17 protein-coding genes and 3 pseudogenes are annotated in these 24006 nt (G+C 72.2%); 8 read left to right on the top strand and 12 right to left on the bottom strand.

Features of this window, described 5'->3' with window-relative positions; all coding sequences use genetic code 11:
- The first annotated feature begins 2 nt into the window (after window positions 1–2).
- From GTY56_RS13335 to GTY56_RS13310, 7 genes are all read left to right on the top strand, one after another.
- The gene (locus GTY56_RS13335) at window positions 3–419 is read left to right on the top strand and encodes an ATP synthase subunit C-like protein (protein WP_161365483.1); all 417 of its coding nucleotides are present in this window, start codon (window positions 3–5) and stop codon (window positions 417–419) included.
- Window positions 416–649, top strand: coding sequence for a hypothetical protein (locus tag GTY56_RS13330; protein WP_161365481.1), 234 nt, complete (start codon window positions 416–418; stop codon window positions 647–649). Before GTY56_RS13335 ends, GTY56_RS13330 begins: the two co-directional genes overlap by 4 nt.
- Window positions 646–1173, top strand: a complete 528-nt coding sequence (locus tag GTY56_RS39920; protein WP_202510127.1) for a V-type ATP synthase subunit E — start codon at window positions 646–648, stop codon at window positions 1171–1173. Before GTY56_RS13330 ends, GTY56_RS39920 begins: the two co-directional genes overlap by 4 nt.
- Window positions 1170–2933 carry a V-type ATP synthase subunit A gene (locus GTY56_RS13325; protein ID WP_346345476.1) on the top strand — a complete coding sequence of 588 codons (1764 nt, stop codon included), beginning with the start codon at window positions 1170–1172 and terminating at the stop codon, window positions 2931–2933. The genes GTY56_RS39920 and GTY56_RS13325 overlap by 4 nt, the downstream gene beginning before the upstream one ends.
- On the top strand, window positions 2930–4333 hold the full coding sequence (locus GTY56_RS13320) for a V-type ATP synthase subunit B (RefSeq protein WP_161365477.1): 1404 nt from the start codon (window positions 2930–2932) through the stop codon (window positions 4331–4333). Before GTY56_RS13325 ends, GTY56_RS13320 begins: the two co-directional genes overlap by 4 nt.
- Window positions 4330–4941 carry a V-type ATP synthase subunit D gene (locus GTY56_RS13315; RefSeq protein ID WP_202510110.1) on the top strand — a complete coding sequence of 204 codons (612 nt, stop codon included), beginning with the start codon at window positions 4330–4332 and terminating at the stop codon, window positions 4939–4941. The genes GTY56_RS13320 and GTY56_RS13315 overlap by 4 nt, the downstream gene beginning before the upstream one ends.
- A 101-nt stretch (window positions 4942–5042) precedes the next feature.
- Window positions 5043–5930 carry a universal stress protein gene (locus GTY56_RS13310; RefSeq protein WP_161365613.1) on the top strand — a complete coding sequence of 296 codons (888 nt, stop codon included), beginning with the start codon at window positions 5043–5045 and terminating at the stop codon, window positions 5928–5930.
- A 100-nt stretch (window positions 5931–6030) separates the two neighbouring features.
- Here the strand turns inward: GTY56_RS13310 and GTY56_RS41305 are convergent, their stop codons facing one another.
- The 6 genes and pseudogenes from GTY56_RS41305 to GTY56_RS13280 form a co-directional block, all read right to left on the bottom strand.
- Complete coding sequence (locus tag GTY56_RS41305; protein ID WP_161365476.1) at window positions 6031–6690, bottom strand: NAD-binding protein; 660 nt, start codon at window positions 6688–6690, stop codon at window positions 6031–6033.
- The gene (locus GTY56_RS13300) at window positions 6687–7346 is read right to left on the bottom strand and encodes an NAD-binding protein (protein ID WP_161365474.1); all 660 of its coding nucleotides are present in this window, start codon (window positions 7344–7346) and stop codon (window positions 6687–6689) included. The genes GTY56_RS41305 and GTY56_RS13300 overlap by 4 nt, the downstream gene beginning before the upstream one ends.
- Complete coding sequence (locus GTY56_RS13295; RefSeq protein WP_161365472.1) at window positions 7343–10111, bottom strand: cation-translocating P-type ATPase; 2769 nt, start codon at window positions 10109–10111, stop codon at window positions 7343–7345. The genes GTY56_RS13300 and GTY56_RS13295 overlap by 4 nt, the downstream gene beginning before the upstream one ends.
- Window positions 10112–10196: 85 nt before the next feature.
- Window positions 10197–11069 (bottom strand): universal stress protein, encoded by an 873-nt coding sequence (locus GTY56_RS13290; protein WP_161365470.1) that lies wholly within the window; start codon window positions 11067–11069, stop codon window positions 10197–10199.
- 194 nt (window positions 11070–11263) lie between these two features.
- Window positions 11264–11407 (bottom strand): annotated as a pseudogene (locus GTY56_RS13285) (pirin family protein); the annotation flags it as partial.
- 272 nt (window positions 11408–11679) lie between these two features.
- A pseudogene (locus GTY56_RS13280) lies at window positions 11680–12078 on the bottom strand (helix-turn-helix domain-containing protein); the annotation flags it as partial.
- A gap of 271 nt (window positions 12079–12349) precedes the next feature.
- Here GTY56_RS13280 and GTY56_RS40510 point away from each other — a divergent pair.
- Window positions 12350–12484 (top strand): annotated as a pseudogene (locus GTY56_RS40510) (IS5 family transposase); the annotation flags it as partial.
- Between the two features lie 151 nt (window positions 12485–12635).
- Here the strand turns inward: GTY56_RS40510 and GTY56_RS13275 are convergent.
- The 6 genes from GTY56_RS13275 to GTY56_RS13250 form a co-directional block, all read right to left on the bottom strand.
- The gene (locus GTY56_RS13275) at window positions 12636–13310 is read right to left on the bottom strand and encodes a lytic polysaccharide monooxygenase auxiliary activity family 9 protein (protein ID WP_524540100.1); all 675 of its coding nucleotides are present in this window, start codon (window positions 13308–13310) and stop codon (window positions 12636–12638) included.
- Window positions 13311–13853: 543 nt separating this feature from the next.
- Window positions 13854–14600, bottom strand: a complete 747-nt coding sequence (locus tag GTY56_RS13270; RefSeq protein WP_161365466.1) for a 3-oxoacyl-ACP reductase family protein — start codon at window positions 14598–14600, stop codon at window positions 13854–13856.
- A 110-nt stretch (window positions 14601–14710) separates the two neighbouring features.
- Window positions 14711–15988, bottom strand: coding sequence for an activator-dependent family glycosyltransferase (locus GTY56_RS13265; RefSeq protein WP_161365464.1), 1278 nt, complete (start codon window positions 15986–15988; stop codon window positions 14711–14713).
- 43 nt (window positions 15989–16031) lie between these two features.
- Window positions 16032–17237, bottom strand: a complete 1206-nt coding sequence (locus GTY56_RS13260) for a P450-derived glycosyltransferase activator (protein ID WP_161365462.1) — start codon at window positions 17235–17237, stop codon at window positions 16032–16034.
- A 74-nt stretch (window positions 17238–17311) separates the two neighbouring features.
- Window positions 17312–21385 carry a type I polyketide synthase gene (locus GTY56_RS13255; protein WP_161365460.1) on the bottom strand — a complete coding sequence of 1358 codons (4074 nt, stop codon included), beginning with the start codon at window positions 21383–21385 and terminating at the stop codon, window positions 17312–17314.
- 106 nt (window positions 21386–21491) lie between these two features.
- The coding region (locus tag GTY56_RS13250; RefSeq protein WP_161365458.1) for a type I polyketide synthase at window positions 21492–24006 on the bottom strand (2515 nt) is incomplete at its 5' end.

Here is a 24006-nt window from a genome sequence, read left to right as displayed (position 1 = left end):
TCGTGATCACCTGGTTCCTGGCCCTGCCCGTCATCGTCGCAGGATTCGTCGTCGTACGCCGTGTGCTGCGACGCTCGGGGCGCACGGCCCTGTGGTGGATGGTCGCCGCCGACGCGGTGCTCCTGGTGGCCGCCACCGTGGTGCTGACCCTGGCTCTCAGCGGCGGGTCCGCGCAGGCCGCGACCACGGCCGCACAGGACTCGGGCTCCGGATCCGCCGCCCTGATCGGCGCCGCGGTCGCGGTGGCCGGGGCGACGATCGGGGCGGGCATCGCCGTCGCCTACACCGGTGCGGCGGCCCTCGCGGCACTCAGCGAGCGGCCCGAACTCTTCGGCCGGGCGATGGTCATCGTCGGCCTGGCCGAGGGCATCGCCATCTACGGGCTGGTCGTCGCGGTCATCCTCATAGGGAAGGCATGACCATGGGATGCGTCGCCGCCATCGGAGAGCGGACCCGTGTGGCCGGTCTGGCCCTTGCCGGAGCAGCCGTCCTCGTCGCGGAGGACGCCGAAACCGTACGCCGGGTCTGGCGCGACCTGCCGGACGGCATCGACCTGGTGATCCTCACCCCTGCCGCGGCCCAAGCTCTGGAGTCGCGCCCAGCGGCACCCGGAGGCCACCGCCCCCTGACCGCCGTGATGCCGCCATGACGACTCCGGCCCCCGACCAGACGACGGACGCGCTCCACCCGGTCCGGGCGGAGCTGCTGCGGGCCGCTCAGGCCGACGCGGAAGCACTCCTGGCCCGCACCGAGCAAGAGGTCGCCGCCGTGCTCGACCAGGCCCGCGCCGAGGCCGGGGGGATCCTCGACGAGGCCCGGCGCCAGGGCGAGGCCGACGGCGCGGACACCGCCCGCGACCTCCTCGTCAGGGCCCGGCGCGAGGCCAGGTCACGCACCCTCGCCGCCCGCCGGGAGGCGTACGACGAACTGCGCCGCGAGGCCGCCGAACGGGCCGGAAACCTACGCCGGGCCAACGGCTACGCGTCTCTGCGCGAACGGCTGGAACACCGGGCCCGTGTCCTCCTCGGTCCCACCGCCGAGGTGAGCGAGCACGCCGACGGGGGCGTGGTGGCCCGGGCGCCGGGAAGGCGGGTCGACCTCTCGCTTACCGCGCTGGCCGACCGCGCACTGGAGCGCATGGGAGCGGAGGTGCGGAGCCTGTGGGAGCCGTGAGGAAAGCCGCTGAGACACGCCGACGGCCGGCTGACCGGCAGCGGGCCTCCCGGATCCTGCGCGTCACCGGTCCGCTGGTCGAGATGGAGTACACGAGCGGCATCGCGATGTACGACCTGGTCTCACTCGGCCCCGCCGGGCTGCCCGGCGAGGTCGTGGCCCTCAGCGGTGACGTGGTCACCGTCCAGGCGTACGAGTACACCGGCGGCCTCGCCCCGGGCCAGCCGGCGCTGCCCCAGGGCCGTCCGCTGTCGGTGCGGCTCGGTCCGGAACTCCTCGGCGGGATCTTCGACGGCCTGCTGCGCCCTCTGTCCGGTGCCGGCGACTGGCTGCTGCCCGGCGCACAGCGGGCTGCGGCCGAGGAACGCACCTGGGCCTTCTCTCCATCGGTGGCGGGGGGCGAGCGCGTGGCCGAGGGGCAGTCGATCGGGACGATCCGCGGCACGGGGCCGGTGCCGGTGAAGGTCCTCGCGCCACCCGGCTGCCGGGGAACGGTCACGGAGGTCAGCGTCGCGGCGGAGCGTGCGCGCGACGCGGTGGTGGCCGTGGTGGGCGGCACCGAGGTGACGGTCGGCGCCCTGTGGCCGGTGCGCCGGCCGCGCCCGGTGCGGGAGCGGGTCGACAGCCACGAGGCCCTGAGCACCGGCCAGCGTGTGATCGACCTGCTCTTCCCCGTGGCCCGGGGCAGTACGGCGGCAGTGCCCGGTGGCTTCGGCACCGGCAAGACCGTCCTGCTGCAGCAGATCGCCAAGTGGTGCAGCGCGGACGTCATCGTCTACGTCGGCTGCGGTGAGCGCGGCAACGAGATGGCCGACGTCATCACTGAGTTGTCGGAGCTCCAGGATCCGCGCACGGGCGGACGCCTCGCGGACCGCACCGTGACGATCGCCAACACCTCCAACATGCCGATGATGGCCCGTGAGGCGAGCGTGTACACGGGAGTGACGGTCGCGGAGTACTTCCGGGACATGGGTCTCGACGTGGTGGTCATCGCCGACTCGACCTCCCGGTGGGCCGAGGCGCTGCGCGAGTTCGCCTCCCGTACCGGCGCGCTGCCCGCCGAGGAGGGCTATCCGGCCGGCCTCGCGTCCGCCATCGCGGCCTTCTACGAGCGGGCCGCCGCCGTGACCACCCTCGGCGGGGACCGCGGCTCGGTGACCGTGATCGGCGCGGTGTCTCCGCCGGGCGGGGACATGACGGAACCGGTGACCGCGCACACCGAACGCTTCGTCCGCTGCCTGTGGACCCTCGACCGCGACCTCGCCTACGCCCGCCATTACCCGGCGGTGTCCTGGGCGGGATCCTTCTCTCGCGACGTCCCGGTGCTGGCCGCCGGACACAGGTTGGCCGGCGATCCGGCGTGGGCCCGGCGCCGCGAACGGGTGGGGGCGGTGCTGGCGGAGGCCGACCGGCTTGCCGATCTGGTGGACCTGATCGGCATCACCGCCCTGCCCGCGCGGGAGCGCATCAGCGTGCTGGCGGGGAGGCTGGTCCGCGAGGGTGTGTTGCAGCAGAGCGCGCTGTCGGAGCGGGACGCGTACTGCGGACCGGAGAAGACGGCCGCACTGGCCGACGCCGTCCTGACGGTCGCCGGCCGCTGCCACGAGCTGGTGGACTCCGGTGTCCCGGCGGCCTCGGTCGAGGAGCTCGACTTCGGTCCGCTGCTGCGCGCCAGGGAGGACACCGGCCCCCACGACAGCGCCGGTGTGTTGGTTCGCCGGGACGCCATGCTCTCCAGGCTGGACGAGGTGCGGTCATGAGTCTGCCCGGTGGGATCGAGTACACGACAGTGCGTGAGCTCAGGGGGCCGATCGTGATCGTCGAGGGCGTCTCGGGGGTCGGCTGGGACGAGTACGTACGCGTCACCCTCGCCTCCGGCGAACGGCGCCACGGCGTCGTCCTGGACGCCGACCGCGACCTGGCGGTCCTGCAGGTGCTGGAGGGCACCGCGGGCATGGATCCGGAGGGCGTCCGGGCAGCCTTCTCGGGCAGCCCCCTGCGCGTACCGGTCGGCACGGACTGGCTGGGCCGCGTCTGCAACGGCCGGGGAGCGCCCCTGGACGGCGGCCCGCCCGTTCTCAGCGCCCACGACGCCGATGTGGGCGGCGCCCCCATCAACCCGGTGCGGCGCGAGCCGCCGTCCGAGCCGGTGCTCACCGGAGTCGGGGCCGTCGACGCACTGACCACGCTGGTACGCGGGCAGAAGCTGCCGGTGTTCTCCGTGGCCGGGTTGCCGCATCTGGAACTGGCCGCCCAGATCGCCGCACAGGCCACCGCCGGCGGTGAGGCGTTCAGCGTCGTCTTCGCGGGAATGGGTCTCACCCACGCCGACACCTCCTTCGTTCGCGCCGCCCTGGAGGAACGGTCCGCCGCCGGAGAACTGGTCCTGCTGCTCAACACCGCCGACGACCCGGTGATCGAACGGATCCTCACCCCCCGGATCGCACTCACCGTCGCCGAGCACCTCGCCTTCACCGAGGGACGGCACGTCCTCGTCGTGATGACCGACATGACGACCTACGCCGAGGCCCTGCGCGAGGTCTCCGCCGCCCGCGGGGAGATCCCCGCCCGCCGCGCCTACCCCGGCTACCTCTACAGCGACCTGGCCTCCCTGTACGAACGCTGCGGACGCGTCAGGGGCCGTCCCGGCTCGGTCACCGTGCTGCCGGTGCTCACCATGCCCGCGGGCGACATCACCCACCCCGTGCCGGACCTGACCGGTTACATCACCGAGGGCCAGATCGTGCTCTTGCCCGAGACGCAGGCGCGCGGCGTGTACCCGCCGCTGGATGCCCTGTCCTCTCTCTCCCGGCTGATGCGCAAGGGCGCGGGCCCGGGCCGCACCCGAGACGACCACCTCGACGTCGCGGCCCAGTTGCTGGCCGCCCTGGCCCGGGCCCGGCAGGTTCGCGACCTCGCGGACCTGGTCGGTCAGGCGGCCCTGAGCTCCACCGACCGCAGGTACCTGGCCTTCGAGGAAGCGTTCCTGCGGGACTTCGCCGACCAGCGCAGCGACGAACCGCGTGACCTCGCCACCTCGCTGGAACGCGGCTGGCGGGCGCTGCTCACCCTGCCCCGCAGCCAGCTCTCCATGCTCCCCGCCCGCCTCCTCGATGCCCATGGCGCGAAGGACGCCCCGGACACGGAGACGACCCCATGACCGGCACCCGCCGTACGCCGCCCGGTCGTGCGGGACGGCTGCGACTGCGGCACAGCCTCGACGTCGCCGAGCGCGGAGCCGATCTGCTGGAGCAGAAGCTCCGCATCCTCCGCTCCGAGCACCAGCGGCTGCTACGTGCGGAGGAAGCAGCCGCTCACGCCTGGCAGGACCTGCTGTCCGAGGCCGAGACCTGGCTGCTGCGTGGGCTGCTCCTGGGCGGGGAACAGTCCCTGGACTCGGCCGCCGCGGGCATCGGCCCGGCCGAGATCACGGTCCAGTGGACCGTCTCCATGGGAGTACGCCATCCGGCGTCGGTCGCCGTATCCGTACCTGCCCGCTCGCCGACCAGCGCCGCTCCCACCAACACGGCCCTGGTGCACGCCGAGGCGGCCTACGGTCGTGCCGCGCGTGCCGCCGCCGAGTACGCGGCCGCACACGCCGCCGCCGAGCTCGTCGGCGCGGAGGTCGTCAGCACCCGGCACCGGGCCCGTGCCCTGCGACGCCACTGGATCCCCCGTCTGCGGGAGGCACTCGACCGGGCCGATCTGGCCTTGGAACAGGCCGAACACGAGGACAGCGTCCGGCGGCGATGGGCGGCCGGACGGTGACCGCTCCACGCCCGACTGCTCCGCTCGGTCCCCGAGGCGGTGGGGCCCGGCCCGGGTGAACCTGAAGGTGAGAGGTATCGGTGTTGTCTGGAGGAGGCATGGTGAGTGGTCTCGTGGTCGTGGGTGTGGATGGTTCGGCGTCGAGTCTCGCTGCGGTGGAGGTGGCAGCGCGGGAGGCTCGGTTGCGGGGTGCCGGGCTGCGGGTGGTGCATGCGTTCGTCTGGCCCGCGATGCACGTGCCCTTGGAGCCGTCGCCGCTGGGGCCGTCGGAGGGCGGGCTGCGGAACATGGTCGATCGCCTGGTGACAGAGGCGGTCGAGCGAGCACGGGCGGTGGCGCCGGACGTCGATACCAGTCACGTCGTGGTCACCGCTGAGCCGTTGACGGTTCTGGAGGCGCAGTCGCGTGCCGCCGAATTGGTGGTGGTCGGGTCCCGGGGCATGGGCGGGTTCGTCGGACTGCTGGTGGGCTCGACGGCGGTACATCTGGCGGCCCACGGTTCGTGTCCGGTCCTGGTGGTACGCGAGCGGCCGCACGCCGACGGTCCGATCGTGCTGGGCGTCGACGGCTCGGCCGCGGGGCAGAAGGCCGTTGATTTCGCCTTCGCCGAGGCGGCCCTGCGCGATGCGCCGTTGGTGGCGCTGCACACCTGGACCACCTGGAACGCGCCGATGCCCGCACCGCAAGACCCCTCGATGCCGTACGCGAACCCACCGGGAGCGCTGGCCGAGGGGGAGGAGCGGCTGCTGTCCGAGGCGCTCGCCGGCCATCAGGAGCGCCATCCGGGTGTGCCGGTGGAACACAAGGTCGTGCACGGCGGGACGCGCGAGTCCTTGATCGAGGCGAGTCGGTCCGCTCAGCTGATGGTGGTCGGTGCCCGGGGGCGCGGTGGTTTCGCCGGGCTGGTCCTGGGGTCGGTCAGCCAGGCCCTGCTGCACCACGCGCACTGCCCGGTGGCTGTGGTGCGGGGAGCGGTGGAGCGCCACTGAGGGCGCCGGTCACGGAGCTCGGTGCCTGGGCAGCGGGCGCTGGGTCGCTCCGAACACCGAGGTGTGACCGTGCCCCGGATACTCCTGGTCCGGGCCCGGCTCACTGGAACGCCGCATGGATCTCCTGCTCGGTCGCGGAGTGCGAGACGAGGAGGAGTTCGTCCCCGGCATGCAGCCGGATCGCCGGATCCGGCACGGTGGGCTGTCCGCCGCGGACGATCGTGGCGACAACGGTTCCCTCGGGAAGCCGGACTTCGCCCAGAGTGCGGCCCACCGCCCTGGACTGCGGGGTGATGGCCGTTTCGATGACGTCGACGCCGGCTTTGCTGAGCCGCAGCAGGGCGACCGTGTCGGTGGCCCCGGTGGCCTCCTCGATGAGAGAGATCAGCGGGGTGGCGGCGGGGACGGCGACGTCGACGCCCCATCGCGCGTCGAACAGCCAGGCGTTGTCGGCGTCGTTGACCCGGGCGGCAACGCGAGCCACCGAGAACTGGCGTTTGGCAAGCAGGCTGACGACGAGGTTGTCCTCGTCGTCCCCCGTGGTGGCGATGACAAGGTCGGCGGCCAGGGCTCCGGAGCGTTCCAGGAGGGCCGGTTCGCACGCGTCTCCCCCGACCAGCCGCACTCCCGGCAGGCGGCCCTCCAGTTCGGCCACCCGGTCGTCGTCGACGTCGATCAGCGTGACCTCGTTGCGGGCCGCGGAGAGCACCTGGGCGATCTGAGTGCCGAGGCGCCCGGCACCGGCGATGAGCACGTTCACGTCCCCAGCTCCTTGTCGAGAAACCCGCGCAGCCTGCCCAGCGCGGTGGCGGCGACGGCGAAGGTGACCAGGTCGCCCGCCTGCGCGGACGTGCTGTGCGCGGGGATCAGTGAACGGCCCGCGCGGGTGACCTCGACGACGCGGATCTCGCCGTCGACGTCGAACTCCGTCAGCCGACGCCCGATGAGGTAGTCGGGTACCTCGGAACGCACGAGCAGCGTCTCTCCGTTGCCGAAGCTGAGTTCGGGGCTCAGGTGGCGGTGCAGCAGCATCTGGTGGATCTGGTGCACGGTCCAGCGGACGCTGGCGATGGTGGGGATGCCGAGTTCGCGGTAGATGTCGGCACGCCGGGGATCGTAGATACGGGCGAGTACGATCGGCACCCGGTAGGTCTCCTTCGCCGTTCGTGCGCAGACGATGTTGCTGTTGTCCCCGGAGGTGACGGCCACGAAGGCGTCCGCGTGCTCGATCCCGGCGGTCTGGAGCACCGCGCGGCTGTAGCCGTTGCCCTCGTGGAAGCGGATGCGCGGGCTGTCGGGCAGCCGCCAGGCCGCTTTGGGACGCCGGTCGACGACCGCCACGTCGTGCCCTTCCGCGGCGAGCAGACCGGCGAGGTCGGAGCCCACCCGTCCGCACCCGACGACGATCACCTTCACCGTGGGCCTCCTTTCCGGTGTGCGGCGCGGCGGCGCAGCCACCCCTTGCGGGCCTCGTCCGCGAGCAGGGGCAGGGTGCCGAGCCCGGCCAGGACCGCCCAGTCGGCGGCGTCGAGCGGGGCGGTGTTGAAGACGGCCTGCAGTGGCGGCAGATAGCTGATTCCGACCATGAAAGCGACACCGAATGCGCCTGCCGCCAGCAGGGCCGGGTTGGACAGCAGACCTGCTTTCAGGATGCTCTGGCGCTCGGTGCGCACCGCGAGGGCGACGAAGAACTGACTGAGCACGATCCCACCCTGCGCCAGCGTGACGGCCTCCCGGTAGACAGGACTGTCCTCGGTGAAGTCGCCGAACGGGATGCCGGAGGAATGGATGTGCCAGAAGAACACCGCGCACACGCCGAGCGCCTGGATGCCACCCAGGAAGAGGATGCGTCCCACCACCGCCGTCGAGAACAGCCGCTCGCGCCGGGAGCGGGGCGGGCGGTCCATCACGTCCGGCTCGGGCCGTTCCGCGCCCAGCGCCAGGGCGGGCATCACGTCGGAGCCCAGGTCGATCGCAAGGATCTGCACCGCGCTGACGGGCACCAGCGGAAACCCGGCGAACGTCGCCGCCAGGATCGGGCCGAGCTCACCGATGTTGCTGCTGAAGACGTAGATCAGGAACTTGCGGATGTTCTGGTAGACGGACCTGCCGAGCCGCACCGCAGTCGCGATGGACGCGAACGAGTCGTCCAGCAGCACCATCGAGGCCGCCTCCCGGGCCACGTCCGTGCCCGACGCGCCCATCGCCACGCCGATGTCCGCGTGCTTGAGTGCCGGGGCGTCGTTCGCGCCGTCCCCGGTGACCGCCACCACCTCGCCCCGCCGCTGGAACGCGGTGACCACGCGCATCTTGTGCTCCGGGCTGACCCGGCACAGCAGCAGCTCGGACCCCTCGGCGAGAAGCGAGTCGAGCGCCTCGTCGTCCATCGCGTCGAGCCGGGCGCCCGTCGCCACGACCGGCTCCGGCCACCGTACGATGCCCACCCGGCGGGCTACGGCCTCCCCGGTCAGCGGGTGGTCGCCGGTGACCATGACGACCCGGATGCCGGCCCGGCGGCAGGCGGCGACCGCCTCGGTGACCTCCGGGCGCGGCGGGTCCAGCATGCCGACCAGTCCCAGCAGCGTCAGCGCAGACTCCGCCTCCTCCTGTGCCGGGCGGGGCCCGTCCAGCTCCCGCCGCGCGACGGCCAGCACCCGCAGCCCCTGCGACGCCAGCGCGTCACCCGCCGCGACGACCGCCGTCCGGTCCGTCCCGGTCAGCGGCCCACGCCGCCCGTCCCATTCCACGTCGGTGCACCGCGCCAGCAGCTCTCCGGGCGCCCCCTTGACGCATGCCTGGTAGCCGGCGCCGGTCTTGTGCACCGTGCTCATCAGCTTGCGGTCCGAGTCGAAGGGGAACTCCGTCATTCGCGGCGTCGCCGCCTCCTCCGCGCCCAGATCCAGACCGGCCTTGGCCGCGACGACGAGCAGCGCCCCCTCCGTGGTGTCGCCGAGCACCCGCCAGTGCTCCCGAGGGCCCGTAGGTGAAACGAGCCGGGCGTTGCAGCACAGACCCGCCACCCGCAGCAGCTCACGCACCGGCGCGGCGTCGGCGACCTCGCCGCTCGGCTCGTAGCCCACACCGCTCACCGGGCGCGGCGCACCTCCCGCCCACACGTGTGTGACGGTCATCTCCGCCTGGGTGAGCGTCCCGGTCTTGTCGGTGCACACGACCGTGGTCGACCCGAGCGCCTCCACCGCCAGCAGCTGTTTGATCAGGGCATGGCGGCGCGCCATCCGCCGTACGCCGATCGCCAGCGACACCGACAGCGTCGCCGGCAGCCCTTCCGGCACCAGCGCCACCATCACCCCCAGCGCGAACACGAACAGAGTCACCACGGACTCCCCGGTGGGGAGCCGCACGGCGAACATCAGGGCACCGATCGCCAGGGCCGCCCCCGCCACCCGCCGTGCCATCGAAGCCACCTGGAGCTGCAGCGGGGTCTTCTGCCGCGGGGCCGCCGCGGCCAGCCGGTATATCCGTCCGAACTCGGTCGCCGCACCGGTGGCGAAGACCACGGCCCGCCCGGAGCCGGCGACGACGTCGGTCCCCATGAACACGCAGTTGCGGGCCTCCAGCGGCGGTCCGGCGGCCACAGGGTCGGCCGTGCGGCCCGCGGCGTTGCTCTCCCCGGTCAGCGGCGCATTGTTCACGGCCAGCTCGTGCGCCTCCACCACCCGGCAGTCCGCCGACACGGCGTCCCCGGCCTCCAGCACCACCACGTCGCCCGGCACCAGCTCCCGGGCGGGCAACTCCAGCCGTTCACCGCCTCGCAGCACCCGGCACGTATGGGGCACCATCGCCTCCAGGGCCTGGGCCGTGCGTTCGGCGGAGTACTCCTGTGCGAAGCCGATGGCGGCGTTCAGGACCACGACGCCCAGGATCGCCACCGCAAGCTGGAAGGTGCCGATGTCACGCGGCTCCTCCAGCCCGTACGCCAGGAAGGTGATCCCCGAGGCGACGATCAGCACCACCGCGAAGAGATCCGTGAACTGCGCACCCAACTGCCGCCACACGGCGCGACGCCCGGCGCGCGGCAGTTCGTTGGACCCGTACTTCTCCAGCCTGGCCCCTGCCTGAGCCGCCGACAGGCCGCGCCGTGAGGTGCCCAGCGCGGAGAAGACCTCACCAGCGGGGAGATCCGGTGCCATCGGGTCCGTGCTCGCCTGTTCGCCGCTCATGAACGGCGGCGCTCTCTCATCGTGTGAAGGGCCGACCGGCAAGGACGGAGGCGTCCGGGCGACAGGTCCCGGACCGTTCGCCGCCTCACGCCGGGACCGTGATGACGGGGCAACGGGCGTGGTGCAGCGCTCCCTGGCTCACCGAGCCCAGCAGCATGCCGGTGAAGCCTCCGTGCCCCCTGGTTCCCACGACCAGGCCCAGCGCGTGTTCCGAGGCTTCCGTCAAGACCTGCACCGGGTGTCCGCGTACGACCTCGTGGTGCAGCTCCACTTCCGGGTGCGTCGCGGTGCGGCCCGCGACCGTCTCCGAGAGCACCCGGCGGCACTCCCGCACCGCGGCTTCCTCATCGAGGACACCGAGGAGCGGCGGATGCCAGACGTACAGGGCCCTCAGGAGTGCTCCGCGCAGGGCCGCCTCCTCGAACGCCACATCCACCGCCGCGGCCGCATGCGGGCTGCCGTCGACGCCGACCACGAAGTACGCGGGCTGCTGGGTGACGTGCTCCGGCTCCGGCACCACCGCGACCGGGCAGGGAGCGTGGGCGGTGAGCGGGAGGACCACGGAGGCGGAGGAGAACATCTCGCGCCGCCTGCTCAGGTGCCAGGAGCCCACCACGACCAGGGCGGCGCCACGGGCCTCCTCGCGCAGGACCCACGCCGGCTCTCCCTCCGCCAGCAGCGTCGACACCTCCACCGCCGGGCGCCGGGACTCGACAAAGGCGACCGCCTCCTTGAGCACCTGATCACCCAGCCCGTGCAGCGCCCGGTTCCACTCCTCCCAGGACGGCCGCGCCTCGCCCGGCCGGTACCCGCCGGTCGGCACACCCTGGGCATGGACGAGCCGCAGCGGCAGGTGACGTCGGTCCGCCTCGTCGGTGGCCCAGGCGAGGACCGACCGCTTCGAAGGGTCCCGGTCGACGCCCACCACGATCGGCCGACGCCCGTCCGCACCCGTCATGGCACCTCCAGGGATCTCCCGGCAGCCCGTCCGTTCTCTGTTCTTCCAGCCTCACCCCTGCTGTCGGGTGCCGCCACGCCACGGCTGCGCGGGCGCGTGGCGAGGGCGCGCCATGACCGGCACCACCATCTGATGACTCGCCAGTAGAACTGTGAGGGACGATGCAGGACGGCCGACTGACTGTCGCCAGCCCGTCAGCCATTCCTGCGAGTCCTTCTGTGCGCCTTGAGGGGCACTGGAGGCAGCGCAGGAGCCGGCAGCGGATTCCCGTCGTACCCCTTCACCTCCCCGAACCGCGCCCCCTCCGTCCAGTCCCGCCGCGCCTGCTCGATCTCCTTGCCCTATGACGACCACGCCTACGGCATGCGCAAGAGCCGGCGCGATGCGGGCACCGCCGAATCCGACGTCACCCTCGCCGTACATCACGCCGAATTCGGAGCTACCTCGACGACTGGGCCACCCACGGCAAAGCGCTCCGGGAGATCAACACCGCAGCCCGCAAGGCCCCCTCATCCCTGGTTCCCATCCCTGCCCTCGCATCCCTGCGACGAAGCGCGGCACAGAAGCGACCAGGGGTGCTGTTCGGAGAAGTTGGTGACGCGGCCGGCTGGTACGTGGACCAGTTCACCGGCCGGGCCCGTTTGTAACGGCGGACGGGTTCGCCAGTGGCACGGTCGGTGGCGGCCAGAGCCGGCAGACCGCGGCGGACGAGGACGCGGTGGGCAGTGGAGGCGGCGATGTTGCAGCGGGCGGCCAGCCGCACCGGACCGATCCGATGCTCGCGCCGCAGGCGCACCACCCGTTCGACGGAGACCGGGTGCGGCGGGGCTGGTGGTCCGGGCGGCTGGAGCGGTCCTGCATCCCGGCGGACCCGTGCTTGCGTCAGCGGCCCGCGCCCAGCGCGCTGCGGTGGTGTGTGGCTGACATGGAAGCGCTCCGCGGCCCGGCGCAGCGGCCATCCCTCCTCGACGAGACACCGGGCCAGACGCAGCCTGCCGGTCGCGGTCAGCGGGCGTTACGGCGGAACAACGAGGGCCTCCTGGGAGCCGGTTGCAGATGTCGCAATCCACCCCGTTCCCAGAGGCCCTCCCCTCATTCAAGGACCACTCAAGGCGTGTCGCCTGTCACCGACATCCCAGGCAAAGCACACCTGGACCCTGACGACGCAGACCATCGAGCCCTGTACGTGGCACTCACGCGTGCGCGTCTTCGCACGGTTGGAACATCAGGCCGTCCGTACGCGCGCTCCACGGTCCAGCGCTTTTGAAGTGGGGTGAGTCCAGACGCATCCCGCCCGCTCCGAAGCCGTGATCCAACTCGCCATGACCGCCCTGATGCCCCGCCGTCTCACCGGCGAAGCCACCATCTCCTGGCGCGACCCGACACCGCGGGCTCCAACACCAATTCCGGGATGAAACATCGAGAGAAGGAGACCTCTCGGCGACGAGGAACCCCCGCCGGGGCAGGGTGGCCAGACGAGGCCCCTGCCCCGACGGGGCTCGGTCGGCCGGGCGGCGGGTTACCGGCGCCCGGCGGTGGCCGGTGCCGTGTGCGGTGCTTTGCGGCTCAGCCGAAGTTCACGTCGCTGCACCACATGTAGGCCTGGTCGAGGTGCGAGGCCTGCCAGATCACGAACAGGATGTGGTGTCCGGTGTAGCCGGAGGTCTGGACGGGGAACGTGATGTCCTTCGCCGGGGCGAAGCGGCCGGTCTGCGTGATGAAGTCGAGGTTGCTCCAGCCCAGGGTCTGGGTCTTGGGGTTGAAGCCCTGCTTGCTCACATAGACCTTGAAGTAGTCGGCACCGTGGGACGCCTGGTCGTACAGGTGGACCGAGAAGTTGTTGCCGACGGTGGTGGTCTTCCACGGTCCGGGCTTGTCCAGGCTGGCGTTCCTCGAGAGGTTGTTACTGCAGAGCGTCCCGTCGGGGGTCCGTGCCTGGAACTGGCCGCCGAGGCCGTCACGGAGCGCGCTCATCCAGTTCCACATGGTGTCGGAGTTGGCCTGGAAGGCCTGCCAGCACATGGGGTCTTGGGTCTGCATGGCCGGGTTCGTGTGGTTGCTGCCCCAGGTCTTCCAGCACTGGTACGCGCGGGTGGCGGGGCCGACGACGGTGCCGTGAGCCTGGGCGGGGGTCGACCAGGCGAGGGCGCCGACGACGACGGCGAACAGCATGACGAGCGCCTGGAGAGGTCGGCGGAGCGGCGACCGCGAACGCCCGGTTAACGGACTCTTTTTGCGCATGTGGGGGTACTCCTTCGAGTTGCGAGGCTATCGTGGGAGCGCTCCCAACGGTAGGACTTCTGAGCGAGATGTCAATGAAGCAAACGGAGTTGATTACAGGGGCGGGCCGCTGGCAGGGAATGTGCCGTAAGCCGGAGTCAGGTGGCTCTCTCGTCCTGGACGAACACGTCGTCAAGGCGCCCGGTGGGCCGCAGTCCACGACGAAGCAACGGTGGACACGTCGCCGGACAGGTCTGCCCGACTACCGGCTGATCCTGTATGCGGACGACTTCGTCATTCTGGCATCGGGCACCCGAGCACTTGCCGAGGCACGGCTCCCAGAAGTGGCGGACGTCCTCTCCACCGTCAGCTTACGGCTGTCGGAGGAGAAGACATTGATCACGCACATACACAAGGGCCTCGACAGCCAGGCCCCGGCCCGCATGCTGATGCGCCCGGCAGGACGTGGAGTCGGTGTTCACCGCACACTCGCGCCTGCTGCGCGCTCTCCCGCCTGTGCCGCCCTGGCTGTCGCCAGGGCGGCGGTCCGGTGTCCGGTGGCGCTCACACCATCTTGAGGCCGCCGTCGACGGTGAGGACCGTGCCCGTCGTATGCGTGTTGCGAGGGCTCGCCAGGTAGGCCACTGCCTCCGCCACCGCCTCAGGCTCGGCGAAGGATCCGATCACCTGCCGGGCCAGGAGTTCCGGTTGTGCCCCGTCGCGGAGCACTTGGGTCAGATCGGTCTTGACGATGCCGGGAGCGACCGCGTTGACGAGGATTCCACGGGATCCGAGTTCCACCGCCATGGCCTTGGTGAAAGCCTCCAGACCGCCCTTGGACGCGGCGTAGTTGGCCTGGCCCTTTCCGGGCTTGCTCGCGGCCGCGGAGGTGATGTTGACGATGCGTCCGGAACGCTGGCGCAGCATGGTGAGTGCGACGGCCTGGGTGAGGAACATCGGGCCGACGAGGTTGGTGGCGACGACCTGATGGATGTCGTCCGCCTCCATGGTCAGCAGCAGCTTGTCCCGCGCTATGCCCGCGTTGTTCACCAGAATGTCGATCCGGTCGAACTTCTGGTGCACCGCGGCCACCAACTGCCGTGCGATTTCGGGGCGGGAGATGTCGCCGGGGAACAGTCCGACCTTGCGGCCGAGTGCGGCGATGTGCTCGGCGGCTTCCTCAGCCTGTGACTTCGAGCTGTGGTAGTTGAGCGCGATGTCGCATCCGGCTTCCGCCAGCCGGACGACCGTCGCACGGCCGATCCCCCTGCCGGCCCCCGTCACAAGCGCGACCTGACCTTCGAACTCCATGTGCTCTTCGCTCCATCCGTTGATTACGGGAGACGACCGGACGGCGATCCGACGACCGCCGCGACGGCGTGCCCTGGCACGCGGGCCCGCACCGTGTACCGGCCGGGTGGTCAGCGGGACTGCCGGTGGCTCTCGGCGAGCCGCTCCAGCACGGGGACGGTCTCCGCGGGGGTGGGGTTGGACCGCATCTCGGCCCGCAACCGGTCCGCGGCCTGCTGGAGGGAAGGCTCGGTGAGCACGCGCTGAACCGCCGCACGAAGTGTGGCCGCGTCAAGGTCCCCGGGCCGGATGAAGATGCCGGCGCCCAGGCCGTCGAGCTGCCGGGCCCTGACCGGCACGTCCCAGTGCGCGCCGATGACGATCTGCGGAACGCCGTGCAGGAGGGCTGTCGCCGAGGTTCCGGCGCCACCGTGGTAGATGATCGCGGCGCAACTCGGCAGCAGCACGTCCATCGAGACGAAGTCGACGATCCGGACGTTGTCGGGGACCTCCGTCAGGTTCTCCCGCTGGGTGCTGTCCAGCGTGGCGATGATCTCGACGTCGAGGTCGCCCAGCGCCGTGAGGAGGTCCTGGAAGCGGACGCTGTCCTTGCCGTGGGTCTCGCGCCCCGACACTCCCTGGGTGAGGCAGATGCGCGGTCGCTTCGGCTTCTCGGACAGCCAGCCGGGTACGACGGCAGGGCCGTTGTAGGGAACGAAGCGCATGGGCAGGATGGGCCCGCGAAGGTCGAGCCGCACACTTTCCGGGCCTGGGTCGATGACCCACTGGCCGTTCAGCAACTCCTCCAGCCCGTCTCCGGCGGACGGGAGTCCCAGCCTCTCCAGGGTCCAGCCGATCCACTCGGCCATCGGGTCCTCCCGGTGCTCGGGCGCCTGCTGTGCCTTGGCGTCCAGGAAGCGTTCGCGGGCCTGTCCGATGATGTCGGGACCCCACAGGATGCGGGCGTGCGCCGCGCCCACGGCATGGGCGGCGACCGCTCCCGCATAGGTGAAGGTTTCCCAGATCACCAGGTCCGGCTGCCAGGAGCGGGCCAGCGCGACGATGTCGTCCATCGTGGAGTCGCCGTTGAGCGGCGCGAAGCACAGCGAGGTCAGAACGGTCTGCTGGCCGAGCAGATGTTCCCAGGACCGCGCCTCGGGCCGCTCCTCGGCGAAGTCCAGTCCCTCCTGATACGGGGTGATGTCTCCGCCGATCTCGGCGAACAGCTCCATCATGTCTTTTTCGTCACCGACCGGCACGGCGGTGAGCCCGGACCCGGTGATGATGTCGGTGATGCGGGGCTGGCTGGCCACGCGCACCTCGTGGCCAGCGGCTCTCAGGGCCCAGGCCAGCGGCACCAGGTGGTAGTAGTGCGTGTTGTGGGCGATCGACGTCATCAGGACGCGCATCGGCTCGTCTCCCCGTTCGGCAGTCGGTGTTCGTCGCGCGTGCTCATGCCGCACGGGCGACGGGGAAGCGGGCGTGGCCGAGCGTGACGGGTGCCCGCCTGAGGCGTACCGCGGTCCCGCTCGGCCGCAGGCCCGGTGCCTCCTGCGCCAGCACCCGCAGCGCACCGCGGGAGAGGGCGCGGACCGTCCGGGCGGCCGAGGTGGAGTGCGCATCGCCGAGGAGCCCCAGGGGGACGCCGACGCCCTGTTCGGGGGCGCCGGTGCCGTTCTCCGTCGGGGCCGGGGTGACCGCCCGGTCGCGCTGGGCGGCGGCGACGAGGATCGCCACATGCCCGTCCGCAGGGATCGGCACTCCGGCCAGTTCTACGTCCTCCTGCGCGATCCTGCTCTCCACCCGCACCGGCGGCTGCCGCCACCAGGTCTCCGCTATGACGGCGTCGGCCTTCTCCGGGTCCCGGCAAAGGGCGTCCCACTGCCCGGGAGAGCTGCCCAGCGCCTCGAGCGCGTTGCAGATGAGCGCACCGGCGGGTGCGGCCACATCGACTGCCAGAGCGAGAGCCGCCTGAGCGGACCGTGGTCCGCCCTCACTGAGGTGGCGCGCGAGCAGTTCCCGGAGCTCGGCCGCTGCTCCCAGGCCGGTCCGTGTGATGTCGAGAGTCTGCGGGCACAGCCGGCTGTCGAGGCTGCGGGCACAGCCGGCCAGCAGTGCCTCGAACCGGCTGCGCCCGGCTGCGGGCAGCCCGAGGAATTCAGCCAGGACCTGTGCCGGCAGGCGTCGCGCGAAGTCGGCAACGAGGTCGAAGTCGGCGCCGAGCGCGCCCAGGAGGGTGCGTGACACCTGCTCGGCCAGGGACGCCACGGCCACCTCGTCCTGCGCCGACACCGCCGGCTCGGCGTCGGCCGGCACGCCGCCGTGCTCCCGTGCGCGGGCCGGACCGGTCTCGGGGCCTGCCGGCGGGAGAAGTTCAGCGCGGTAGCGTTCTCCCGCGCGGGTCAGTGCTCCGAAGCGGGCGTCGGTCAGGACGGACCGGGCGAGGGCGCCGTCCGCGATCACCCAGGTGTCCAGCCCCTCGCTGTGGAACACCGGTCCGCGTGCGCGGACCTCCTCCTCGTAGGGAGTGGTGTCGTCCCGCTGGGCGCGCAGGATCAGCGCGTAGGGGTCTCCCTGCGTTCCAGCGAACCAGTGGCCCACGTAGGTTCGTTGAAGTCTGCGGCCGAGTGCGGACGGCGTGGTCCACTGCGTTGTCACGGGAGTCCTCCAAGGTGTCGCGGTGTACGGAAAACGGGGGAAGCAGCCGCCCGGCGAAGTTCCCCCGGGGTGGTTCACAGGGTGTCGAGCCAGCTGTGAACGGTCGCCGCGAGGTGGCGGGCGTGCTCGGTCATCAGCGTCAGGTGGGTGCCCGGCACGTCGACGGCGGTGTGGTCGCCGCCGTCCCAGCGTGCCCGCCAGCTCTCCGGTTCCCCGGACCACTGCCCCACCGGCTCCGTCGCGCGCAGGAACAGGACCGGCGCCTTCGTGGGCTTCGGCGCCCATTCCAGGAGCATCTGGTTGTAGGCGCCCATCGCCGTCAGCCGGGAGTCGTCGATGGACACCACGGAACGCTGCATGACCCAGTCGAGCATCTCGTTGCGCCACACCCCCATCGCCCCCGGCGAGCTGGGGAGATAGACGTCCGCCAGGATCAGCGCCGTAGGACCCGCGCCGCGCTCCTCCAGTCGGCAGGTCAGCGCGTGTGCCAGCGCTCCGCCCGCCGAGTGGCCGAGGAGGGCGTAGGGCCTGTCACCGGTGTGCCGCAGCACCGTGTCCGCCTGCGCGTCGAGCAGGTCGTCCAGGGAGCCGGGCAGCAACTCGTCCGCGCGGAAGCCGGGCTGGCGCAGCGCCGACACGCTCAGCCGGTTGTCCAGGGCCGCGGCCAGTGCGGTGAACTCCTCCGGACCCGACGCCACCGCCGTGCCCGCGCAGCAGATCAGCTCCGGTCCCGCACCGTCCGCGGTGGCCAGGGGCACTGGCGCCGGCTGCCATGCGGCGGCCGCCTGCCCGAGGGTTTCTCCGTCCGCGAGGACATGATCGGCGGGGAAGGCGGGCCGGAAGGCGGCGAGTTCGGCGAGTGTGCCGATGAACGGCTCGGCCCTGCCGAGCCGCACGGCCCGCCGGTACGTCGCCACCAGGCTGCTCTCACCGGCCGTGTCCGGGCCCTTGGCAGGCGTGCCGTCGCTGTCGGCGGCCGTCAGGGCGGCTGCCAGGTGCCCGGCCAGCTCCCTGGGGGTGGGATGGTCGAGGACGAAGGAGGACGGCACTTCCAGGCCGGTGGTGCCGGTCAGGGCGGCGCCCAGTTCGATGGCGGCGAGCGAGTCGAAACCGATGTCGCCGAAGGGGGTGTCAGCCGGTACGTCCTTCAATTCGGCGTGGCCAAGTGCGGCCGCCGCTTGTGTCCGCACCAGCACGAGCAGGTCCTGCGCACTCAGCGCGGGCCGGGCCGCCGGACCGGTGGTCTCCTCCGTGTCGGCCGGTCCGGCCGCCGGGCCCACCGCGGGCGCGACGGGCCCGGCGGCCCTCGTGGGCACGGGAGCCGCCGCCTCCAGCCAGAACCGCTGACGCTGGAAGGCATACGTGGGCACTGTGGTGTGGCGGGCGCCGGTGCCGGCGTAGAACCGGGACCAGTCCACCTCCACGCCGCGCGCGTAGGCCGTGGCGAGCGCCATCAGGAGGGTACTGCCCTCCGGCCGCTCCCGACGCATCACGGGCACCAGCGCGGCCCGCGCCCGGCCGGGCGCCGCGGCGGCCTCTTCCCCGGCCGTCTCCTCCTCCAGGGTCTCCAGGGCCAGGCCGCAGAGCACGCCGTCCGGCCCCAGCTCCACGAAGGTGCTGACGCCGAGCGCGAGAGCGGCGCGCACCCCGTCGTGGAACCGGACGGTGTCCCTCGCCTGCCGGACCCAGTAGTCGGCGGCGGCGAGTTCCCCGGCCCCGGGCGCGCGGCCGGTCAGGCCGCTGATCACGTCGAGCGTCGGCTCGTGGTACTCCACCGTGTCCGCGACCCGGCGGAACGCCTCCAGCATGGAGTCCAAGCGAGGGGAGTGGAAGGCGTGGCTGACGTTGAGGCGCTTGGTCCGCACGCCGTATTCGGTCAGCTCCTCGGCGAGCGCCGAGACGGCGTCCTCGTCCCCGGAGACGACAATGGAGCGGGGCCCGTTGACGGCCGCCACCGCGATGCGGTCCTCCTGCCCGGCGATCAGGTCCCGCACCTCGTGCTCGGCGGCACGGACCGAGAGCATCGCGCCGCCGGTCGGCAGCTCCTGCATGAGCCGGCCGCGGGCGGCGACCAGTGCGCAGGCGTCCGCCAGCCCGAACACCCCGGCCACGTGGGCAGCGGCCAGCTCGCCCACGGAGTGACCCAGCAGCACGTCGGGGCGCACCCCCCAGCCCTCGAAGAGCCGGAACAACGCGACCTCTACGGCGAACAGGGCGGCCTGGGCGTATTGCGTGCCGTCGAGCAGTGCGGCTTCCGGCGAACCGGCCTGCGCGAACATCACCGTCGACAACGGTCGGTCCAGATGGGCGTCCAGATGCTTGGCGATCGTGTCCAGCTCCCGTGCGAACGCCGGGTACTGCGCGTACAGCTGCTCCGCCATGCCGGGTCGCTGACTGCCCTGCCCGCTGAACAGGAAGGCGGTACGCCCTTCGCCCTGCACGGTGTCCCGCACCGCTCCGCCCGGGTCGCGGTCTTCCACCATCGCCTCCAACCCCCCGAGCACGTCGGCACGGGAGCCGCCCTCGGCGGAGGCGTCCGCGAGCAGCACGGCCCGGTGCTCGAAGTGGGTGCGGGTCGTGGCGAGCGAGAACCCGACGTCCAGCGGGTCGAGGCCCGGGTGCTGTTCCAGGTGTGCCGCCAGGCGCGCGGCCTGCTCGCGCAGCGCCGGCCTCGTACGGCCGGACAGCGTCCACGGGACCAGGGCCGGCCGCCCCGCCACGGCCGGCCGCTCCGCTTCGAGCTGTGCGGGCGGCGCCTCTTCGAGGATGACGTGACCGTTCGTGCCGCTCACGCCGAACGCCGAGACTCCGGCCCGCCGGGGGGCGCCGGTCCGCGGCCACTCCACCGTCTCGGTCAGCAGCCGCACCTGCCCGTCGCCCCAGTCGACGTGCCGCGTCGGGCTGGTCACATGGAGCGTGCGGGGAAGCACACCATGCCGCAGCGCCATCACCGTCTTGATGACGCCGCCCACTCCGGCTGCCGCCTGCGCGTGGCCGAAGTTCGACTTCAACGACCCGACCCACAGGGGGCGTTCGGGGCTCCTCTCCTCACCGTACGTGTCCAGCAGGGCCTGCGCTTCGATGGGGTCGCCCAGCCGGGTGCCGGTGCCGTGCGCCTCCACCGCGTCGATCTGGCCGGCCTCGAGTCGGGCGTCCGCCAGCGCGCGGCGGATGACTCGCTGCTGGGAGGGCCCGTTGGGCACGGACAGGCCGCTGCTGGCACCGTCCTGGTTCACCGCCGTACCCCGCACGACGGCGAGGACCCGGTGCCCCTTGCGTACCGCGTCCGACAGCCTCTCCACCACCAGGACGCCGACGCCCTCGGCCCAGCCCGTACCGTCCGCCGCGTCGTCGAACGCCTTGCAGCGGCCGTCCGGGGCGAGCCCCCGCTGCCGGGCGAACTCCACGTAGGCGGCCGGGTTGGCGAGCACGGCGACTCCGCCGGTCAGGGCGAACTCGCACTCCTCGCGGCGCAGCGCCTGCACCGCCAGGTGCAGTGCCACCAGTGAGGAAGAACAGGCCGTCTCGACGGTCATGGACGGGCCTTCCAGGCCCAGGAAGTAGCTGATCCGGCCCGACAGGACCGCGTCGGCAGTGCCGGTGAGCAGGTAGCCGTCGGACCCCTCCGGCAGACGTCCCGACGCCGCCGCGTCGCCCGGCACGTAGCCCTGGTTCGCCGCGCCGACGAACACACCGCCCTGGCTGCCGCGCAGCGCGCGCGGGTCCAGCCGGGCCTGCTCCAGGGCTTCCCAGGACGCCTCCATCAGCTGGCGCTGCTGCGGGTCCATCACGGTGGCCTCGCGCGGTCCTATCCCGAAGAACGCCGCGTCGAAGTCTCCCGCGTCGTACAGGAATCCGCCCTCGCGGCAGTACGTCGTGCCCGGGACCGACGGGTCCGGGTCGTAGATCCGCTCCACGTCCCAGCCCCGGTCCTCGGGGAAGGGACCCACCGCGTCCGTCCCCGACACGACGAGTTCCCAGAGGTCCTCGGGCGAGCGGACCCCACCGGGGAAGCGGCAGGCCATGCCGACGATCGCGATGGGCTCGTGACGGGCCGCGAGGAGTTCGCGGTTGCGCTTGCGCAGCCGTTCGGCGTCCTTGACGGAGGTGCGCAGTGCCTCTAGCACCTTCTCCTGGGACAGAGCCATGAGTGGTCTCCTTGCTGGGCTCCGGGCCGTGACCCGGCCAGGTCTGTGTGGTTCGTGCGGCCGAAGGCGGCGACGGCGCAGCGGGCCCCGGCGCCGCCCGCAACGGTCAGGAGTCGGACTGGTTGAGGACGAGGTCGACCAGTGCTTCGGCGTCCAGACCGTCGACTTCCGCCAAGGCGGACTCCTCGTCCGTGGCCCCGTCGCGATGCGGCTCGTCGCCCGGCAGGTCGGCCCAGCCGTCGGACTCCGCTCCCGGTCCGGCGAGTTCGAGCAGACCGTCGAGGAGGCCCGCGGCCCGCAGGCGGGCCAGCGGCACGTTCTGCAGTGCCTGCCGGATCTCCGCCTCCTGCGCGGCCTCGTCGCTCGGCACCGGCAGCAGGACGTCGAGGCGGGCTGCCGCGGCACGGGCGTTGGGGTGGTCGAACGCGAAGGTGGCGGGGATCTTGGTGCCCACGGCCGCACCGAGCTTGTTCGCCAGTTCCACGGCGGTGACCGAGCTGAACCCCAGCGTCCGGAACCCGGCGTCGGACTCGATGTGCTGCGGCCCCGGATGACCGAGGACGGCGGCGGCATGGCGGCGCACGAGATCGAGCAGGATCTCCCGCCGTTCGTCGCCCGTGGCCCGGCCGAGCCGTGCCAGCACGCCCTGGTCTGCTGCCCCGCCGCGGCGTGCGCCGCCCGGGAGGTCCTCCGACGGCCCGCCCGCCGGTCCGTCCGGCGCGGTACGCACTCCGGGCAGCTCCCCGATCAGCGGGCTGGGTCGAAAAGCGGTGAACGACTGTGCGAACCGGGACCAGTCGACGTCGACCACGCTCACGCAGGTGTCCCCTCGGTCCAGGGCCTCGCCCAGGGCGGCGACGGCCGACTCGGGCTCCATCGCCCGCAGACCGAGGGCGGTGAGGAATTCCTCGCCCTGCTCGCCGGCCATGCCTCCGCCGTCCCACAGGCCCCAGGAGACCGAAGTGGCGGTCAGTCCCTCCGCCCGGCGCTGTTCGGCCAGTGCGTCCAGTGCGGCGTTGGCGGCTCCGTATGCGCTCTGCCCGCCACTCCCCCACACCCCGGCGCCCGACGCGTACAGCACGAACGCGTCCAGCTCCTTCTCCCTGGTGAGGTCGTGCAGATGCCGCGCCCCGACGACCTTGCCCGAGAGAACGGCGGCGAGTCCCCCCACATCCGTCTCTGCCAACGGCGCCGAATGCGGGACACCGGCGGCGTGGAACACCGCTGACAGCGGCTGCCCGGCCGGCAGGGCGTCCAGCACGTCCCGCAACGCGTCCCGGTCCGTCACGTCGCAGGCCGCGACGGTCACCTCTGCGCCCAGTTCCTTGATCTCCGCTGACAGTTCCGCAGCTCCTGGCGCGCTCTCGCCCCGTCGCCCGGCCAGAATGATGTGCTCGGCGCCGTTGCGGGCCAGCCACCGCGCCAGATGGCCTCCGAGGGATCCGGTTCCGCCGGTCACCAGAATTGTGCCGTGCGGCTGGTAACCGCCCTTCGCGGCCCGGCGGGCGGATGCGGAAGGGCTGGAGGCGGGCAGCAGCCTGCGGCCGTACGCGCCCGACGCGCGCAGCGCCACCTGGTCCTCGGCACAGGTCTCCGACAGCACTCGCACGAGCTGCCGCCCTTGCCGTCCGGCATCCCGCGCCGCCCGGGGAAGGTCCACCATCCCGCCCCACCGGGTGGGGAGTTCGAGTGCCGCACAGCGGCCCAGGCCCCAGACCTGGGCGCCGGCTGACGACGGGCGCTCGGCGGGGGACACCGCGACCGCCCCACGGGTCACGACCCACAGCTTCGGCTCCACGCCCCGGGCCACGTCCACGTCAAGATCCGCGCACGCCTGCGCGAGCAGCATCGTGCCTGCCGTGGCGCAGTCGACACCCGGATGATCCGGGTGCTGCCGCTCATCGGTGCTCAGGAGGGACAGGATCCCGACAGGGGGTTCCTGTTCTTCGGCCGCGGTGGTGGTGAGCCGCGCCGACAGGTCGGCGCGGTCCGTCGCCGACACGTCGACCGTGAGACGGGAGACCGTGGCGCCGTGGGTGGTGAGGGTTTGCTGGACGTCGTGGGCGACACGCGTGGCGTCCGCGTCCAGGTGTTCGGGCACGACGAGCAGCCACCGGCCGTCCACACGCACCGACTCCGGCAACGACAGGCCCTTCCACGCCACGCGGTAACGCCAGCTCTCGATTCCTGACGCTGCGGCGGACTCGGTCACCGTCGTGGAGGGGCTTGACTCGAGCCAGTAGCGCTGGCGTTGGAAGGGGTAGGTGGGCAGGTCGATGACGCGGGCGCCGGTACCGTCGAAGAGCGCCGGCCAGGTCACATCGACGCCCTGGACGAACGCCTCCGCCACCGAGGTCAGGAAACGCCGCAGGCCGCCCTCCTCACGGCGCAGCGAACCCACCGCACACACCTGCCGGCCCACCGACTCCGCCGTCTCCTGCACCGCCCCCGTCAACACCGGATGCGCACTGGCCTCCACGAACACCGCACAACCATCAGCCAGCAGCCGCTCGACCGTCTCCTGGAACCGCACCGGCCGACGCAGATTCCTCAACCAGTACCCCGCATCCAACGACGCGGTGTCGACCGCCGCGGCCTCCACCGTCGAATAGAACGGCACC

Origin of the sequence: Streptomyces sp. SID5643 (assembly GCF_009872555.1) — a bacterium.
GTDB lineage: Bacteria > Actinomycetota > Actinomycetes > Streptomycetales > Streptomycetaceae > Streptomyces > Streptomyces iakyrus.
This window is presented reverse-complemented; position numbering and strand designations above follow the sequence as displayed.

Excerpts from the sequence above, each read along its gene's own strand:
- GTY56_RS13330 (WP_161365481.1), top strand. The coding sequence starts at position 416 with ATGACCATGGGATGCGTCGCCGCCATCGGAGAGCGGACCCGTGTGGCC.
- GTY56_RS39920 (WP_202510127.1), top strand. The coding sequence starts at position 646 with ATGACGACTCCGGCCCCCGACCAGACGACGGACGCGCTCCACCCGGTC.
- GTY56_RS13320 (WP_161365477.1), top strand. The coding sequence starts at position 2,930 with ATGAGTCTGCCCGGTGGGATCGAGTACACGACAGTGCGTGAGCTCAGG.
- GTY56_RS13315 (WP_202510110.1), top strand. The coding sequence starts at position 4,330 with ATGACCGGCACCCGCCGTACGCCGCCCGGTCGTGCGGGACGGCTGCGA.
- GTY56_RS13295 (WP_161365472.1), bottom strand. The coding sequence starts at position 10,111 with ATGAGCGGCGAACAGGCGAGCACGGACCCGATGGCACCGGATCTCCCC.
- GTY56_RS13290 (WP_161365470.1), bottom strand. The coding sequence starts at position 11,069 with ATGACGGGTGCGGACGGGCGTCGGCCGATCGTGGTGGGCGTCGACCGG.
- GTY56_RS13275 (WP_524540100.1), bottom strand. The coding sequence starts at position 13,310 with ATGCGCAAAAAGAGTCCGTTAACCGGGCGTTCGCGGTCGCCGCTCCGC.
- GTY56_RS13270 (WP_161365466.1), bottom strand. The coding sequence starts at position 14,600 with ATGGAGTTCGAAGGTCAGGTCGCGCTTGTGACGGGGGCCGGCAGGGGG.
- GTY56_RS13265 (WP_161365464.1), bottom strand. The coding sequence starts at position 15,988 with ATGCGCGTCCTGATGACGTCGATCGCCCACAACACGCACTACTACCAC.
- GTY56_RS13255 (WP_161365460.1), bottom strand. The coding sequence starts at position 21,385 with ATGGCTCTGTCCCAGGAGAAGGTGCTAGAGGCACTGCGCACCTCCGTC.